Origin of the sequence: Pseudomonas cichorii (genome assembly GCF_018343775.1) — a bacterium.
Taxonomy (GTDB): Bacteria; Pseudomonadota; Gammaproteobacteria; order Pseudomonadales; family Pseudomonadaceae; genus Aquipseudomonas; species Aquipseudomonas cichorii.
Window position 1 is genome coordinate 2,208,152 of the sequence record NZ_CP074349.1, and the last position, 16,064, is coordinate 2,224,215.

Sequence of the window (16,064 nt, forward strand, 5' to 3'; positions counted from 1 at the left end):
TCCAAAAATGTGTCCCATGCCTATCCATTCCAAGCCTTTCCTGCCGCAGGGTTTTTTCCATGTTCGCCCTTGACCGAGTCCTGGCTCAGGACATTGTCGACCGGGCCATGGCGATTCTTCCTTACAACGTCAATGTCATGGACTATCTGGGCATCATCATCGGCAGTGGCGATCCCGAGCGTTTGTGCACCCGGCATGAAGGGGCGCAACTGGTACTGGCCAACAGCCGCGTAGTGGAGATCGATTCCCAGGCGGCACTGCATCTGGGCGGTGTGAAACCTGGCGTGAATCTGCCGCTGATGCTCGATCACAAGCTGGTGGGCGTGCTGGGCATTACCGGTGAACCAGACGAGGTTCGGGTCTACGGCGAACTGGTGCGCATGACCGCCGAAATGCTGATGGAGCATCGTCGTCAGCAGGCTGATCGACAGTGGCGCTTGCAGCGCAGCGAAGACCTGCTGGCTCGCCTGCTGTTGCAGGACTGTCCGGAAAGCCTGGTGGATGAAGCGCGACAGTTGGGCCTGCAACCTCACTTGCCGCGTCAGGCGGTGTTGATCCGTCTGGCCGAGCAGACTTCCACAGCGAGCCAACTGGTTGCCTGGCTCAATGGCCGCTACGCCGACAGTTGGTGTGTGATGCGCGAGCCGACTCTGTTGTACTGGTGTCGGGCGCAGGGCAAGGACCGGGACGATGCCTTGCTGCTCAAGCAGTTCGATGAGCATGGCTGGCCGGTGTTACGCATGGCCACCGCAGAGCCATCGGCCGATCTGCCTGCCTTGCGCCATGCCTGCAGCGCTGCGCAGGACCTGCTGGATTACGCCCGTCAGTCCCGGCCCGACCAGCGTCTGCTGCGTCTGTCGGCTTATCGCCTGCCGGTGCTGTTCTGGCGTCATCGTCACGACTGGCTCGCCCAGGAGATTGCCGAGCCGATTGGCCGCTTGCACAATCATGGCCAATTGCTGGAAACCCTGTGCAGCTGGTTTGAATACAGCGGGGAAAGCCAGGCCTGCGCCGAAGCCTTGGGTATCCATCGCAACAGCCTGCGTTACAGGCTGGAAAAGATTGCCGAGCTGACGGGATGTGATCCTTACAAGACCGATGACGTGCTGCGTTTGTATCTGGGCGTGCAGATGACACCTCGCTCTGGCTGAAGGCGAATTTTGTTCAAATGACCGATAACCTTTGACATTCATTGTGCGAAGGTCAGGCGGAAAATCCATGACGGGGTGAGAACATCCCTGCATCGGATATGGAGAACAACAATGAAAATCGTCATCGCACCCGACTCTTTCAAGGACAGCCTCAGCGCCCAGGCTGTCGCGACTGCCATTGCCAGTGGCCTTGCCGACGTCTGGCCGACTGCCGAACTGATCGAATGCCCGATGGCCGACGGTGGCGAAGGTACTATCGAAGCCGTATTGGCTGCCTGTAACGGGCAATTGATGAGCGCTGAAGTCCGCGGCCCACTGGAAAGCCCGGTTCAGGCCCATTGGGGCTGGCTGCCGCACAGCCGCACCGCGATTATCGAAATGGCCATGGCCAGCGGCCTGCAATTGCTGACCCTCGAACAACGCAATGCCTGCATCACCACGACTTACGGCACTGGTCAGCTGATTGCTCAGGCACTGGACGCCGGAGCTCAACGGGTGATCCTGGCCATTGGCGGCAGCGCGACCAACGATGCTGGCACCGGCATGCTGTCGGCGCTCGGCGCACGGTTTCTCGACGGCAATGACCAGCCTTTGGTGCCGGGTGGCCTGGCATTGGCACAACTGGCTCGCGTCGATCTGAGCGGCTTTGATCCGCGGCTGTCCGATGTACGCTTTGAAATCGCTGCCGATGTGGACAATCCCTTGTGCGGCCCGAACGGTGCATCGCACATTTTCGGTCCGCAGAAAGGCGCATCCCCTGAACAGGTTCTGGCGCTTGATGCTGCGCTCGGGCATTTCGCCGACCTGTCCGTGCAGGCGGTCGGCCAGGATCTGCGCGACAGCCCCGGCAGCGGTGCTGCTGGCGGCATGGGCTTTGCTGCCAAGGCCTATCTCAAGGCCTCATTCCGGGCGGGCGTGGAAGTGGTGGCCGATCTCACCGGTCTTGAACAGGCGCTTGTGGGCGCGGACCTGGTGATTACCGGGGAAGGGCGCTTCGATGCCCAGACCTTGCGCGGCAAGACGCCCTTTGGCGTCGCCAGAGTTGCCGCCCGCCATCAAGTGCCCGTTATTGTGTTGGCGGGCACGCTGGGCGAGGGCTATGAGCGATTGTACGAGCACGGTATCAGCGCCGCCTTCGCCCTGGCCAGCGGGCCGATGACCCTGGATGAAGCCTGCCGCAATGCAGCGAGCCTGCTGCATGACCGGGCGCGGGATCTGGCGCGGGTCTGGCGTGTGGCGGGGCGGTAATCACCGCCCTCTGAAACCCGGCGCAGCTGTGCTGTTGCGCAACGTCAATTCAAACGGCAGCACGATATGGCGTTGTTCTATGGGTTTCTTTTCGATCAGGGCGATCAGCATCTGGACGGCTGTCTGGCCAAAGGCTTCGGCAGGCTGGGAAATGGTGGTCAGTGGCGGGTCGCAGTAGGCCGCCAGTGGAATGTCGTCGAAGCCCACCAGGGAAAGGTCTTCGGGCACGCGCAGGCCGTGTTCCTTGATGCGTTTCAGTGCGCCGATGGCCATTTCATCGTTTTCGCAGAAAAGTGCGGTGGGCCGTTCGGGTAGTTCCAGGATGGCGCCTGCGCCGTCATAACCGGCTTGCAGACTGAAGTTGCCATGGCACACAAGCGCAGGATCGAATTCGATACCTGCCTGTTCCAGGGCATCAAGGTATCCGGCCACGCGGTCGCGGGTCAGCGGGCTGCTTCTGGGGCCTTTGATCAGGCCGATTCGGCGATGTCCCAGTTCGATCAGGTGCTGGGTCATGGCTTTGGCGGCGGCATGGTTATCCAGGCTGATAGTCGGATGGCGGCCATTGCTGATCACTTCGCAGGCGTTGACGATGGGGGGCAAGTCGGCACTGGAGCAGGTTGTATCGTAAGGGTCGTAGGCGCGCAGTTGAATCACGCCATCTGCCTGATGGGCATATACCAGCTCGGCAAATGTACGTTCGATTTCCTCGCGTCCCTGGGTGTCGCACAGCAGCAGTCGATAACCGGCGGCCTGGGCGGCCTGCTGAGCGCCGCTGATCACCCGAGCAAAGAAGGTGTTGGCGATGGTCGGCACCAGAATGACCAGATTGGCGGTCTTGCGGGAGCGAAACTGCACCGCCATGAGGTTGGGGCGATAACCGGCCTGTTCCACGGCGGCATTGACCTTGTCACGGGTCTCGGGCAGCACGCGCTCGGGGGACTTGAGGGTTCGCGACACGGTAGCGACCGAAACCCCTGCCAGTCGGGCCACTTCACGGATATTGGACAAAACCACCTCGTTTCAAGCTGTGCGGCCTGCGAGCTTACCGCAGGTTGAGCGTGTGCAGAAATCTTCGAAAACCCGGATCCGGAGTTTGACACCCGGCATGGGAGGGGATAAGTTCTCGCCACGATGTAACCGGTTACATCTCAGTAAAACCTGAGCCTGACCTTGCTTCAAACAGAGAAGATTTCGTGATGAATGCAGCAATTCCAAAAATAAGAATGGGTTTTGTCGGCGGAGGTGAGGGCGCGTTCATTGCCAAGGCTCACCGCCAGGCCGTCGGGCTTGATGGATGTTATGAGCTGGTCTGCGGCGCTTTCAGCCGGGATACCCGAAACAACCGCAACACTGGCCTGGCGCTGGGTTTGCCAGAGTCACGCTGCTATGACGACTGGCAGCACATGCTCGAAGCCGAGCGTGCGCTACCGGCAGACCAGCGCATGGAGTTGCTGGTGATCGTTACCCCCAATCATCTGCATGCACCCATTGCCAGCCAGGCGCTGAGCGCGGGCTTTCATGTGTTCAGCGAAAAGCCTGCCGCATTGAACCTGGCCGAGTTGCTGGATTTGAAGGAAGTCGTCGGTCGCAGCAACCGCCTTTATGGCCTGGCCCACACGTACCTGGGTTATCCGATGGTCTGGCAGGCTCGGGAGATGGTACGCAGTGGCGTGATCGGCGAGCTGCGCAAGGTGATTGTCGAGTATCCCCAGGGCTGGCTCAGCCAGGATGTCGCAGGGCAGGGCAACAAGCAGGCTGACTGGCGAGGTCGACCCGAGCAGTCTGGAGTGGGCGGTTGCATTGGCGACATAGGCACCCATGCGTTTTCCCTGGCGGAGTTCGTCGCCGGTCAGTCGATTGTGCAACTGTGCGCGATGCTGGCTGTACACATCGAAGGCCGGCAACTGGACGATGATGCTTCGATGCTGTTCAAGATGTCTGAAGGTGCCAGCGGTGTGCTGATTGCCAGCCAGGTTTGTGCCGGTGAGGAGAACCCACTCAAGATTCGCCTCTATGGCAGTAAAGGTGGTCTGGAGTGGCGCCAGGAAGATCCCTCCAGCCTTATCCATCGTTCTCTTGACCAGCCTTTGCGCATCTTGCGTTCCGGTGTCGGCCAGCCCTGGTTGTGTGACGCCGCCAGTCAGCGCATGCGTTTGCCCGCCGGGCATCCTGAAGGCTATCTCGAAGCGATGGCCAACCTCTATGGTGATTTCGCCAGCGCCATTCGTGCCGACATCGACGGCAGCGATGCCGAGGGTGTGCCCGGCATCGATGTCGGATTACGCGGCATGGCCTTTATCGAAACCGTGATCGCCAGCCATCGTGGCGACGCCAAGTGGACCGAGCTGGTCTGCACTCAGGGAGGACTGTCATGAGTCAGGCATCCACAGGTTTGCGCGGGCCGGGCATTTTTCTCGCCCAGTTCATGTCGGCTGAAGCACCGTTCGACACACTCGCCAACATTGCCCGCTGGGCTGCGTCCCAGGGTTACAAGGCCATTCAGTTGCCGACGCTGGGCACGCAGTTCATCGATCTGGCACGGGCCGCCGAAAGTCAGAGCTATTGCGATGAGCTGAAAGCTGTCTGCGCTGAAGCCGGTGTCGAGATCAGTGAGCTGTCGACGCACCTGCAAGGCCAGTTGGTGGCGGTGCATCCGGCGTTCGACACGCTGTTCGACGACTTCGCGCCAGCTCATCTGCGCGGTCAGCCGCAGGCGCGGACCGAATGGGCAATCGATCAGTTGAAGCTGGCTGCGCGGGCCAGTCAGCGCCTGGGTCTGACGGCGCATGCGACTTTTTCCGGCGCGTTGCTGTGGCCTTATGTCTATCCATGGCCACAAAGGCCCGCAGGTCTGGTGGAGCAGGGCTTTGCCGAACTGGCGAAACGCTGGTTGCCGATCCTCGATTGCTTCGATGAGGCTGGTGTCGACCTCTGTTACGAGATTCACCCCGGCGAAGACCTGCACGATGGCGCCAGCTTCGAGCGTTTTCTCCAGGCTGTTGATCATCATCCACGGGCAGCGATTCTTTATGACCCGAGTCATCTGCTGCTCCAGCAAATGGATTACCTGGGTTTTATCGACCGTTATCACGAGCGCATTCGCATGTTTCACGTCAAGGATGCGGAATTTCGTCCCGATGCCCGATCCGGTGTTTACGGCGGGTATCAGGGCTGGGTCGAACGCCCCGGTCGCTTTCGTTCCCTGGGCGATGGCCAGATCGATTTCAAATCCATCTTCAGCAAGCTGACGCAATACGACTTTGCCGGTTGGGCGGTGCTGGAGTGGGAATGCTGCCTGAAGGACTCCGGGCAGGGCGCGGCTGAAGGCGCGTCATTCATCCGGCAACACATGATTACCAAGACCCGAAAGGCATTCGACGACTTCGCCAGTGTGGCGGCCGATGAGCGATCCAACCGCCGACTGCTGGGGCTGTCCGACCCCTGATTCCGGCACCTGAACCCGATGCTGTTTACCGCTATAAAAATAAAACGGTGACTGTTATGACCCCTATGACTGCGCGTCTGAGCGCCATGATGTTCCTGCAATTCTTTATCTGGGGAGGCTGGTTCGTCACCCTGGGAACTTTTCTCTCCACCAGCCTGGGTGCCAGTGGCGGTCAGGTCGGGATGGCATTTTCCACACAATCCTGGGGCGCGATCATTGCGCCCTTTGTCATCGGCCTGATCGCCGACCGCTATTTCAACGCCGAACGTATTCTCGCCGTGCTGCACCTGTTGGGCGCGGTACTTTTGTACCAGCTGTATCGTGCGCCTGACTTCAGTCAGTTCTATCCCTATCTGCTGGCCTACATGATCATCTATATGCCGACCCTGGCACTGGTGAACTCGGTGGCCTTCCGGCAGATGAAAGACCCGGCTCTGGAGTTCGCCCGTATCCGTGTCTGGGGCACCATCGGCTGGATCGTGGCCGGGGTGGTGATCAGTTTTGTCTTCACCTGGGACTCCCAGGATGCAATCTCGTCCGGCGCTCTTCGCAGCACTTTCCTGATGTCATCCCTCGCTTCACTGGCGCTGGGGCTGTACAGCTTTACCCTGCCCGGTACGCCATCGCAGAAATCCACAGCGGGTCGTGAAGGTTTCAGGCAGTTGCTCGGGCTGGATGCTTTGGGCCTGTTGAAGGACCGCAGTTATCTGGTGTTCTTTGTCGCCTCGATCCTGATCTGCATTCCGCTGGCTTTCTATTACCAGAACGCCAACTCGTTTCTGGCAGAAATCGGTGTAGCCAACCCCACGGCGAAAATGGCGGTGGGCCAGGTTTCCGAAGTGGTGTTCATGCTGCTGTTGCCGCTTTTCATTCATCGCTTCGGTATCAAGGTTGCCTTGTTGGTCGGGATGCTGGCCTGGGCCTTGCGTTATCTCCTGTTCGCCTACGGCAATAATGGCGACCTGGCTTTCATGCTGTTCGCGGGCATTGCCTTGCATGGCATCTGTTATGACTTCTTCTTTGTATCGGGCCAGATCTATACCGACGCCAAGGCATCGGAGCGCTTCAGAAGTTCGGCACAGGGACTTATTACCCTGGCCACTTATGGCGTGGGCATGCTGATCGGTTTCTGGGTCGCGGGTCATGTCTCCGATTATTACGCAGGGCCCGAAGGCCACCTCTGGCGCAGCATCTGGTTATTCCCGGCGACCTTTTCACTGGGTGTCGTGCTGGTCTTTCTTCTGGCTTTTCGCGATGCGCGGCCGGCCGGTATCACGTTTTCCAAGTCCTGAATAAATCAATAGCCAAAGGAAGTTGCCATGGGTTTCATGAAGTCTGCCGTACTGTCCGCACTCTTTGTCTGGGTTGTCACGGGAGGAAGTGCCGCAATGGCTGCGCCGCCTTCGAGTGCAACCAGTCCGATTGCCCTGCAAATGTATACGTTGCGCAATGCCGGCACGCTTGAGCAACAACTGGCCATGGCAAAAAGTGCAGGTTTTCGCTCCCTTGAAGTCGTCGGCAACCAGGGCGTTACTGCCAATGAACTCAAGTTCCTGCTGGAGAAGTATCAGTTGAACGTCGTCTCTTCCCACGAACAACTGGCAACCCTGCGCAACAACCTCCCAGCCACCATTGCCTTTAACCAGACCATCGGCAACAAGGTTCTGGTACTGCCCTGGCTCGATCCGGCCGATCGTCCGACCGATGCCGCAGGCTGGCGCAAACTGGGTGGGGAACTGGATCGTCTGGGCGCCAGGTTGCGGGAGTACGGCATGAAGCTGGCTTACCATAACCATGACTTCGAAATGAAAAAGTATCAGGGCAAGACCGCTTTCGAGTGGCTGGTCAGTGCTACAAAGCCCGAGAACCTGTTGCTTGAAGTCGATGTGGCCTGGATTTACCGCGGCGGACATGACCCGGCCCGTTTCATCAGACAGTATGCCGGTCGACTGTTTGCCATTCATGCCAAGGACAACTCCGGCATCGGAGTACGTGACGATGAAATGAACTTCGCGCCTTTGGGAGAAGGCTTGTTGAGCTGGAAGGAAATCATTCCGGCTTATGAGCGAACTGACAGGCCTCTTTATATCGTCGAACACGACCTGCCCAAGGATCCGGTCGCCATCATCACCACCGCAAGACGTAATCTTCTGGCCGAACTAGCGGCCGAACGTGTTGCGGGCAAGTGAATGTATAAAGTTTGAAACAGTTGTTTGAGCGGGGCCTGTTGATTACAGGCCCTGTCGCAAAAGTACGTTGCTCTTCTCGAAAAAATGATTCCATTTAGCTCTCAAGAAGCCTTGCGAGCCGTCGATATGATAGGAGGTTGTCTGACAACCAGTTACAAAACTGCCTTCTAAATATAAGAGCCTCTCGCCATGAACTTACGCACATTAACTATCGCTCGCCGTGCGGGCCTGGGTTTTACCCTGATTTCCCTGCTGGTTGCGTTGTTGGGTTGGTTCTCGCTGGTGCAGATGTCTGCGATTCGCCAAAGCGAAATCGCGGTTGAAACCAATTGGCTGCCGAGCATGCGAGTGGTCAACGATATTCGCGAAATCATGCTGCGCATTCGCACGATTTCCCTGCGTATGGCTCTGGACACAGATACCAAGAATATTCCTACCTACCGCAGCCAGATGGACGTGCGTAATCAGGATCTGGCCAAGAAGCTCGACATACTCGACAAGTTTGTCGATACCCCGGAAGAGAAGACCCTGGCCGATCAATTCCGCGTCAGCCTGGGTGAATATCAGAAAGCTCTGGAGCGTTCATTCGTGCTGGCTGGCCAGGGCGACAGTGCCGGTTTGAACAAGCTGTTGCTGGTGGACATGAAAACCATCGTCGATGGCTCGGGCAAGCAACTGAGTGACATGGGCGAGTTCTACAATCAAAAGGTCGATGCCGAAGGCAAGGCCGCCGAAATCCAGTATGACCAGTCACGCAATATCGTGATTGCGTTTGTGCTCCTTGCAGCGCTGGGCACAATTGGCCTGGCTCTGTTGCTGACCCGCAGTATCGTCAGGCCTCTGGAAAGCGCTGTATCGGCTGCCGAGCATGTGGCCAAGGGTGATCTGACCCATGACATCGTGGTGGATGGCAGTGATGAGGTCACTCGCCTGTTGCGTGCGCTTGAGCAGATGAAAGACAACCTGCGCACCGCCATGCGCAATATCAGCAGCTCAGCCACCCAATTGGCATCTGCTGCGACTGAACTCAACTCGGTCACTGAAGACAGTTATCGCGGCCTGAACCAACAGAATGCCGAGATCGATCAGGCGGCCACAGCTGTCAATGAAATGACTTCGGCTGTTGAAGAAGTGGCGCGCAACGCGGTGTCCACCTCCGATGCTTCCAACCATTCCAGCGCCTCGGCCAAGGCCGGTCAGGCGCGTGTGAACGAGACCGTGCAGTCGATCCAGACCCTGACCACTAACGTACAGTCTACTTCGTCGCTGGTGCAGAACCTGGCTGATCAGTCTCAGGACATCGGCAAGGTGCTGGATGTCATTCGCTCGATTGCCGAGCAGACCAACCTGCTGGCGCTCAACGCCGCCATCGAGGCTGCGCGTGCCGGTGAGTCGGGCCGTGGTTTTGCGGTGGTGGCCGACGAGGTGCGGGCACTGGCCCATCGTACTCAGCAGTCGACTCTGGAAATCGACACCATGGTCAGCGCCATGCGCAATGGCTCCGCCCAGGCGCTTGAGTCGATGATGACCAGTCGTGACCGTGCCAATTCAACCTTGTCGCTTGCCCTGGGTGCGGGTGAGTCCCTGAGCGAAATCACTTCGTCCATCAACCAGATTTCCGAGCGTAACCTGGTCATCGCCAGCGCCGCCGAGGAACAGGCACAAGTGGCCCGTGAAGTGGACCGTAATATCGTCAATATCCGCGACCTGTCCATGCAATCCACCCAGGGTGCAAACCAGATCAGCGCCTCCAGCCATGAGCTGTCACGCCTGGCTGCCGACCTGAATCAGGTCGTGTCCAACTTCAAGGTCTGAAGCAGAACCTTTACAGGTCCGCTTGCCGCTGACCGGCCGTGGCGCGCATGATTGCCCACGGTCGGAAAGACCACCGGTAAATTTCTTATCGTTGGAGGCGGCATCGCGTCATGGACAATAACAACTACAACTTCAGCAGTTGGCTGCTTTCGCAACGTCATCATCAATGGCTGGCGCAGGAAGGTACTCGCCTGCTGACCTTCGCCAAGGCCTCGAAGCTGGAAAACGGCTTCGGCAGCCTCGACGGCTATGGCCGTCTCATGGTCGGTGCCACGGCTCAGACCATGAACACCGCCCGCATGACCCACAGTTTTGCCATGGCCCACGCTCAGGGCATTCCCGGCTGCGCCGCGCTGGTGGATCACGGGATTGCAGCCCTCAGCGGCCCGTTGCGTGACGCCGAGCACGGTGGCTGGTTCAGTGCAGCGCTGGAGGAGGGTGGCAAGACCGACAAGCAGGCCTATCTGCATGCCTTTGTCGCCCTGGCTGCCAGCTCGGCGGTGGTGGCCGGACGAGAGGGTGCCCAGGCGCTGCTGTCCGATTCGATACAGATCATCAAGACCCGTTTCTGGAGCGAGGAAGAGGGCGCCATGCGCGAGTCCTTCGCTCGAGACTGGCAGGGCGAAGAAGCTTATCGCGGTGCCAACAGCAATATGCACAGCACCGAGGCTTTCCTGGCCCTGGCGGATGTTACCGGCGACGCGCAATGGCTTGACCGGGCGCTGAGTATCGTCGAACGGATCATCCATGGGCATGCCGCGGCCAATGACTTCCAGGTTGTCGAGCATTTCAGCCAGTCCTGGCAGCCTTTACCCGACTACAACCGCGACAACCCCGCAGACGGTTTCCGGCCTTTCGGCACCACGCCGGGGCATGCTTTCGAGTGGGCGCGTCTGGTTCTGCATCTGGAGGCCGCCCTCAAGCGCGCAGGCCGTCCGACGCCTGAGTGGTTGCTGAACGATGCCCGTCAGTTGTTTGCCAATGCCTGCCGCCATGGCTGGAATGTCGATGGCGCGCCAGGCATTGTCTACACCCTCGACTGGGAGAATCGCCCGGTGGTGCGCCATCGTCTGCACTGGACCCATTGCGAAGCGGCGGCCGCAGCGGCTGCATTGCTGCAACGCACGGGCGAAAAACAGTATGAGGACTGGTATCGCTGCTTCTGGGAGTTCAACGAAACCCTGTTTATCGACCATGAACACGGTAGCTGGCGTCACGAACTCAACGAGCAGAATGTACCCAGCGCGGATATCTGGCCGGGCAAGCCGGACCTGTATCACGCCTATCAGGCCACTCTGCTGCCGGTATTGCCGCTGGCGCCAAGCCTGGCCAGTGCCTTGGCGGGCATGGCCTGACGGGAGTCAATGTGCCGGTATCCGCTTGTCGGTCAGGCGGATGATCTGCCGGGCCAGGAAGCTGCCGGTCAGGATCACGCCGAACAGGCGCAGGGTCTGCATCGCCAGCACGAAACCGACGTCGGCATGGGTGTCGATGGCAATGATCGCCATCGCATCCAGGCCGCCGGGGCTGGTGGCCAGGTAGACCGAGAGGTAATCCTTGTCCAGCATCACGGCAATCAGCCAGGCTGAAAGGGCGCACAACACGATCAGCAGCATCGAGGCGAAGATCATCATCGGCAGGCGTCGCCAGACGTAGCTGATGGTTTCACGGTCAAAGCGCAGGCCGATATAGCAGCCTATGGCGCCATACCCCATGGCCAGCATCCAGGTGGGGATGGTGATTTGCAGCAGGCCACTCAATTGCAGAGCACCGCCGATTACCAGCGGCACCAGCAAGGCACCGGCAGGCATTCGCGCGCCCAGCAGCACACCGAATACGATGACCCCCAGGCTCAGGCCGAAGTCCAGCAGGTTCATGCCTTGCAGCGCCACTTCACTGCTGTGCAGGTCTGCGCCGCTGTCGGGAGCGCCCATGAAGCGGCTGACCAGCGAGCCGACCACCACCACACACACGACACGCACATATTGCATGGTGGCGACCACTCGGGAGTCGGCGCCGTAGTCTTCGGACATGGCCACCATCGCTGATGCCGCGCCCGGCGAGGTGCCCCAGGCTGCCGTGTTGCTGGGGATGCCGGCAAAGCGCACCAGCACCAGCCCGACCAGCGCACTGAGCAGCACAGTCAGGATCGTGGCGAACAACATGACATGCCAGGACTGGATGGCGGTCATCAGCACACCGATGGTCATGGCGTGGGCGATCAGCACGCCTACCGTGCCCTGGCCCAGCTGGAAAAGCTTTTTATTCATGCGGATGGTCGCACCCGATACACCGAAACCGATGGCGACCAGCATCGGGCCAAGGAACAGCGCCGCAGGAACGTTCAGGTACTTGAGAAATTGCCCGAAGGTGCCTGCAACCAGCAGCAGGCTTGCCCATTGGGCCAGAGGAGGCAGCGTGGATAGCGACAGACTTGAAGCACGTGGCAAGGAGGTTCTCCCAGACTTTGGCTGCCGATCAGGACCTGACCGGTCGTATAAAGTATCGACACTTCAATCGATCAAGTCTATTTTCTAATAATCATGAATTGATAACTTTGGTTGATGGATATGGACCTGCGGGACCTCACTTATTTCGAAACCATCGCTGAACTGGGTCATCTGGGACGCGCAGCCGAAAAGCTCAATCGCAGCCAGCCGGCACTGACCAAAAGCATTCAGCGTCTGGAAGAGTCTCTTGGTACACGTCTGTTCCAGCGTGACGGGCGACGCATCAAGCTGACCCCGGTGGGCGAACTGCTTCAGGCCCGGGGCAGGGAGTTGCAGCAGAGCATTGCCCAGACCCAGCGGGAGGTCCGGGATTTCGCCAGTGGCATGGTGGGCAATATCCGCGTGGGTTGCGCGGCCACGATGGCGGAATACCTGATGCCCAAGCTGACTTCGGCCTTGTTGCAACGCGCGCCGGACGTGACCTTGAAGCTGGTGGTCGGACAGGACGACTTGCTTGGCGAATCACTGCGTTCCGGGCAACTGGACATGATTATCTGCTCGCTGATTCCTGACGATGACCAGGTTGTCAGCTACCCCATTCTCAAGGACGAAGCGGTGGTCATAGCCAGCAAGCAGCATCCGATTTTCAAGGCGCCGCTGCAGATGAGCGACTTGAATGCCTATCGCTGGGTGTTACCGCCCACAGGTGTGTCTTCACGTAAATGGCTGGATGCGACCTTTGCCGCCCATGGTTTGCCGCTGCCCGTGGTGCAGATCGAGGCGAACTCCATTTCCCTGCTGCCGGGGCTGATTGCCCAGAGCAACCTGCTGAGCTTTATCGCCAGGGAGTCACTGGAGTTTGGCAAGAACATGCAGCATCTTCGCGAAGTGCCTCTGGAGCAGACCACGATGAAACGCACCATTGGCGTGACACTGCGCAGCAGTGGTTACCTGTCACCGGCCGCCCAGAAAATGCTGCAGATGTTGCGTGACAACGGTGGCGAATTTGTAGGCTGGACCTGAGGTTTTGCGCTTTTATCCGCGGCTGCGATAGCCTGTGGTCATGCAGATGCGTAGGACGTATCTGATTTCATGAGAAAAACAGGAGCTAGGCATCCATGCAGACATCTTCATTCGCAACAGACTTTTCTCGATTTGCCACTCCGGTACAGCATTTTGGCGGTGACCAGTCGCCTTTGAACGATGCCGATGCCGATGAAGACAATGATCCGGAAGGCTATCTGGACCTGGATATCCTTGGTCTGGATGATTTTGTCGATGCCGACAAGCTTGACCCGACCATTACCGGTGATATCGGGTCATCGACATTGGGGTGAGCCCCAACTCCAGCCCGCGTAGGAGCTAATTTATTCGCGAGAGGCCGCGACATCCGGTACATATTCATCATCTGGAATGCCTCTTCGCGAATAAGCGGATCGCTGCCCGGTTGCTCCTACTTTGAGGTCAGATACCGGGCCAATGCTTCGATCCCCGACTCGGCACTCGGGCTGCTTCCCGCCCAGGTGCAGGCCAGCATCAGGTTGCGGGGCAGGTTGAAGTCTTCCACGATGAAACCCTGGCTGTCGAAACCGTTTTCATCATGAGGCACCAGTTCGCGTAACGAGGCGACGGGCTCGAAATATCCCCACACCGGTTTGTTCAGCGCCACCGCCATGCCAACCTCGAACGCGGTGCCTGAGTCGGGTTCCAGGCCGCGAAAGACATTGAGGTTGGCCAGCACCGCCGTGCAACGCTGGATCATTGCGATGTTCATCGTGCAGATCAATTGCGCTGTGTCGTGAGCAGACAACCCGGACGGCACTTCATTGTCGAACGGGTACAACCCTTCCAGACCCTGGGCTGCACACAGGTTCTTGAGGTATTGACCATATTCGACGGCGTCCTGGCGGAACACATCAAAACCTGCGAGGTAAACCAGCGGCGCTTGCATATCCGCTCCTTGCCAAAAAGGGCGATCTTACGGCCCGCAGGCCCTTTTGCGAAATGCACCATTTATCGGGCGACCTGAAAACCGATGGATTCATGGCTGGAATCTGTACGGATAACCAGTATCCTTGGCCGCCTGTCTCTGCCGTATGTGACCGTATCCTTGAGCACTCCACCTCTCGACAATCCGTTTTATTACCTGGAAAACTTCCGTCAGGTCCTGGCCTGGATCGTTCAGCGTTACGACGATCTGCTGGATGAGCACGAGCGCCGGTTTATCAGTGATTTTTCCGGGTTGCCGACGCCTGCCCAAGGGTTGCTGGTGCGTATGGTCATGCGCAAGGGCACGCTGTTCCGGGCCAGCAAGCTCGATTACGACGAAATTGGCGATACCCGCGAAGCGGCGCTGCCATTGCTGGCGCATGGCTTGATCGACGCACGTCCGCGGCTTGATCTGGAAGCGTTGTTTCAATTGCTGCGCAAGGACGAACTGAGCCAGTGTTTCAAGGCCCATGCGGTAAAAGGGCCGGAGCGCAAGCCGCAGTGGCTTGAGCGGCTGCAATCGGTCTATGAAGTCGCCCAGCCTCTGGATCAGTGGCACCCCGACCTGGACGATCAGGTATTCGAGCTGAAGGTGATGCCGCTGTGTGATCGCCTGCGCCTTCTGTATTTCGGCAATCTGTATCAGGAGTGGTCGGAGTTCGTGCTGGCGGATCTGGGCATCTTTCGCTATGAGAAAGTCGAATTTTCCCCGGATTCACGGGCCATCAGCGAACGGGTGGACATAGACGTCTGCCTGCAATTGCATGCCTGCCGGGAAGCCATGGAGCAGGGCATCGAGCTGGCGTTGCTGGCCGAACAGGCGATGGCCATCGAAACACGCAATCCGTGGCTGCAAAGGCGCTGTGCCAAACTGCTGTTCCATATCGGGCAGCAGGCCGAGCGCTTGAAGGAATGGCCGCTGGCACTGGAGGTCTATCGCCAGTGCAATTATCCCGGTGCGCGTTCGCGGCAGATCCGGGTTCTGGAACTCAGTGCCGAATATGCCCAGGCCATGGCGCTGCTGGAGCAGGTCAGGGCCGTGCCACAGAACGATGCCGAGCTTCAGCATCTGCAACGCATTCTGCCGCGTTTACAGCGCAAGCTGGGTCTGGCGGTCGAGAAGCGTGCGGCCGCTCGCAGCGTGTCACGCCTGGATCTGAGCGTTGTGCCGGTGCCGGGTCTGAGTGTCGAGTTCCTCACCCGCGAGCATCTGGCAGAAGAGGGCAGCGAGGTGCATTACGTCGAGAATGCGCTGATCAACTCACTGTTCGGCCTGCTGTGCTGGAAGGCTATTTTCGCACCGCTGCCGGGAGCGTTTTTCCATCCCTTCCATAGCGCCCCCAGCGATCTTCTCAGCCCGGATTTCTACCAACGCCGTGCCGCATTGTTCGATGAATGCCTGGCCCAGTTGGAAAGTGGTACCTATCAGGCGACGATTCGTGAGCACTTCCAGAGCAAGTCCGGCCTGCAGTCGCCCTTCGTGTTCTGGAGCGTCCTGACCCCCGAGTTGCTTGAGCAGGCTCTGCATTGTTTGCCTGCCGAGCACCTTGGCCACTGGTTTCGCCGCTTGCTGCAAGACATCAAGGCCAATCGCACCGGCATGCCTGACCTGATTCAGTTTTTCCCCGAACAGCGTCGTTATCGCATGATCGAGGTCAAGGGACCTGGCGACCGGCTACAGGACAACCAACTGCGCTGGCTGGATTTCTGTGCCGAGCATGGCATGCCTGTAGAAGTCTGTTACGTGCAGTGGGCACCCGATCAACTGGACTGA

Annotated in this window: 13 protein-coding genes and 2 pseudogenes; 12 read left to right on the plus strand and 3 right to left on the minus strand. The window is 58.9% G+C overall.

Going from position 1 to position 16,064, the window contains the following annotated elements; translation table 11 throughout:
• Positions 1-59: 59 nt before the first annotated feature.
• Together KGD89_RS09865 and KGD89_RS09870 are read left to right on the plus strand one after the other, a co-directional pair.
• Positions 60-1,151 carry a sugar diacid recognition domain-containing protein gene (locus KGD89_RS09865; protein ID WP_025259617.1) on the plus strand — a complete coding sequence of 364 codons (1,092 nt, stop codon included), beginning with the start codon at positions 60-62 and terminating at the stop codon, positions 1,149-1,151.
• Between the two features lie 111 nt (positions 1,152-1,262).
• Positions 1,263-2,399: a glycerate kinase gene (locus tag KGD89_RS09870; RefSeq protein ID WP_025259618.1), complete on the plus strand. Its 1,137-nt coding sequence runs from the start codon at positions 1,263-1,265 to the stop codon at positions 2,397-2,399.
• Here the strand turns inward: KGD89_RS09870 and KGD89_RS09875 are convergent, their stop codons facing one another.
• On the minus strand, positions 2,400-3,410 hold the full coding sequence (locus tag KGD89_RS09875; protein ID WP_025259619.1) for a LacI family DNA-binding transcriptional regulator: 1,011 nt from the start codon (positions 3,408-3,410) through the stop codon (positions 2,400-2,402).
• A gap of 188 nt (positions 3,411-3,598) precedes the next feature.
• Between KGD89_RS09875 and KGD89_RS09880 the strand changes: the two genes are divergently transcribed.
• The 7 genes and pseudogenes from KGD89_RS09880 (at position 3,599) to KGD89_RS09905 (ending at position 11,206) form a co-directional block, all read left to right on the plus strand.
• A complete protein-coding gene (locus tag KGD89_RS09880; RefSeq protein ID WP_025259620.1) occupies positions 3,599-4,777 on the plus strand; it encodes a Gfo/Idh/MocA family protein in 1,179 nt (392 codons plus the stop codon).
• Positions 4,774-5,847, plus strand: a complete 1,074-nt coding sequence (locus KGD89_RS09885) for a sugar phosphate isomerase/epimerase family protein (protein WP_038399795.1) — start codon at positions 4,774-4,776, stop codon at positions 5,845-5,847. The genes KGD89_RS09880 and KGD89_RS09885 overlap by 4 nt, the downstream gene beginning before the upstream one ends.
• Before the next feature lie 56 nt (positions 5,848-5,903).
• Positions 5,904-7,139 carry an MFS transporter gene (locus KGD89_RS09890; protein ID WP_025259622.1) on the plus strand — a complete coding sequence of 412 codons (1,236 nt, stop codon included), beginning with the start codon at positions 5,904-5,906 and terminating at the stop codon, positions 7,137-7,139.
• A 27-nt stretch (positions 7,140-7,166) separates the two neighbouring features.
• A complete protein-coding gene (locus KGD89_RS09895) occupies positions 7,167-8,036 on the plus strand; it encodes a sugar phosphate isomerase/epimerase family protein (RefSeq protein WP_025259623.1) in 870 nt (289 codons plus the stop codon).
• 189 nt (positions 8,037-8,225) lie between these two features.
• Positions 8,226-8,948 (plus strand): annotated as a pseudogene (locus KGD89_RS26395) (MCP four helix bundle domain-containing protein); the annotation flags it as partial.
• A 303-nt stretch (positions 8,949-9,251) separates the two neighbouring features.
• Positions 9,252-9,851: pseudogene (locus KGD89_RS26400) on the plus strand (methyl-accepting chemotaxis protein); the annotation flags it as partial.
• A 110-nt stretch (positions 9,852-9,961) separates the two neighbouring features.
• The gene (locus KGD89_RS09905; protein ID WP_025259625.1) at positions 9,962-11,206 is read left to right on the plus strand and encodes a D-mannose isomerase; all 1,245 of its coding nucleotides are present in this window, start codon (positions 9,962-9,964) and stop codon (positions 11,204-11,206) included.
• Between the two features lie 6 nt (positions 11,207-11,212).
• On the opposite strand, the gene KGD89_RS09910 is transcribed toward KGD89_RS09905, so the two are convergent.
• Complete coding sequence (locus KGD89_RS09910; protein WP_025259626.1) at positions 11,213-12,301, minus strand: AbrB family transcriptional regulator; 1,089 nt, start codon at positions 12,299-12,301, stop codon at positions 11,213-11,215.
• Between the two features lie 120 nt (positions 12,302-12,421).
• On the opposite strand from KGD89_RS09910, the gene KGD89_RS09915 reads away from it, so the two are divergent.
• Complete coding sequence (locus KGD89_RS09915) at positions 12,422-13,324, plus strand: LysR family transcriptional regulator (RefSeq protein ID WP_025259627.1); 903 nt, start codon at positions 12,422-12,424, stop codon at positions 13,322-13,324.
• Positions 13,325-13,419: 95 nt separating this feature from the next.
• Positions 13,420-13,638 carry a hypothetical protein gene (locus KGD89_RS09920; protein ID WP_025259628.1) on the plus strand — a complete coding sequence of 73 codons (219 nt, stop codon included), beginning with the start codon at positions 13,420-13,422 and terminating at the stop codon, positions 13,636-13,638.
• Between the two features lie 116 nt (positions 13,639-13,754).
• On the opposite strand, the gene KGD89_RS09925 is transcribed toward KGD89_RS09920, so the two are convergent.
• The gene (locus KGD89_RS09925) at positions 13,755-14,252 is read right to left on the minus strand and encodes a nucleoside 2-deoxyribosyltransferase (protein ID WP_025259629.1); all 498 of its coding nucleotides are present in this window, start codon (positions 14,250-14,252) and stop codon (positions 13,755-13,757) included.
• Between the two features lie 159 nt (positions 14,253-14,411).
• On the opposite strand from KGD89_RS09925, the gene KGD89_RS09930 reads away from it, so the two are divergent.
• A complete protein-coding gene (locus KGD89_RS09930) occupies positions 14,412-16,064 on the plus strand; it encodes a VRR-NUC domain-containing protein (RefSeq protein ID WP_051427768.1) in 1,653 nt (550 codons plus the stop codon).

Excerpts from the sequence above, each read along its gene's own strand:
- KGD89_RS09865 (WP_025259617.1), top strand. The coding sequence starts at position 60 with ATGTTCGCCCTTGACCGAGTCCTGGCTCAGGACATTGTCGACCGGGCC.
- KGD89_RS09870 (WP_025259618.1), top strand. The coding sequence starts at position 1,263 with ATGAAAATCGTCATCGCACCCGACTCTTTCAAGGACAGCCTCAGCGCC.
- KGD89_RS09880 (WP_025259620.1), top strand. The coding sequence starts at position 3,599 with ATGAATGCAGCAATTCCAAAAATAAGAATGGGTTTTGTCGGCGGAGGT.
- KGD89_RS09885 (WP_038399795.1), top strand. The coding sequence starts at position 4,774 with ATGAGTCAGGCATCCACAGGTTTGCGCGGGCCGGGCATTTTTCTCGCC.
- KGD89_RS09890 (WP_025259622.1), top strand. The coding sequence starts at position 5,904 with ATGACCCCTATGACTGCGCGTCTGAGCGCCATGATGTTCCTGCAATTC.
- KGD89_RS09895 (WP_025259623.1), top strand. The coding sequence starts at position 7,167 with ATGGGTTTCATGAAGTCTGCCGTACTGTCCGCACTCTTTGTCTGGGTT.
- KGD89_RS09905 (WP_025259625.1), top strand. The coding sequence starts at position 9,962 with ATGGACAATAACAACTACAACTTCAGCAGTTGGCTGCTTTCGCAACGT.
- KGD89_RS09915 (WP_025259627.1), top strand. The coding sequence starts at position 12,422 with ATGGACCTGCGGGACCTCACTTATTTCGAAACCATCGCTGAACTGGGT.
- KGD89_RS09920 (WP_025259628.1), top strand. The coding sequence starts at position 13,420 with ATGCAGACATCTTCATTCGCAACAGACTTTTCTCGATTTGCCACTCCG.
- KGD89_RS09925 (WP_025259629.1), bottom strand. The coding sequence starts at position 14,252 with ATGCAAGCGCCGCTGGTTTACCTCGCAGGTTTTGATGTGTTCCGCCAG.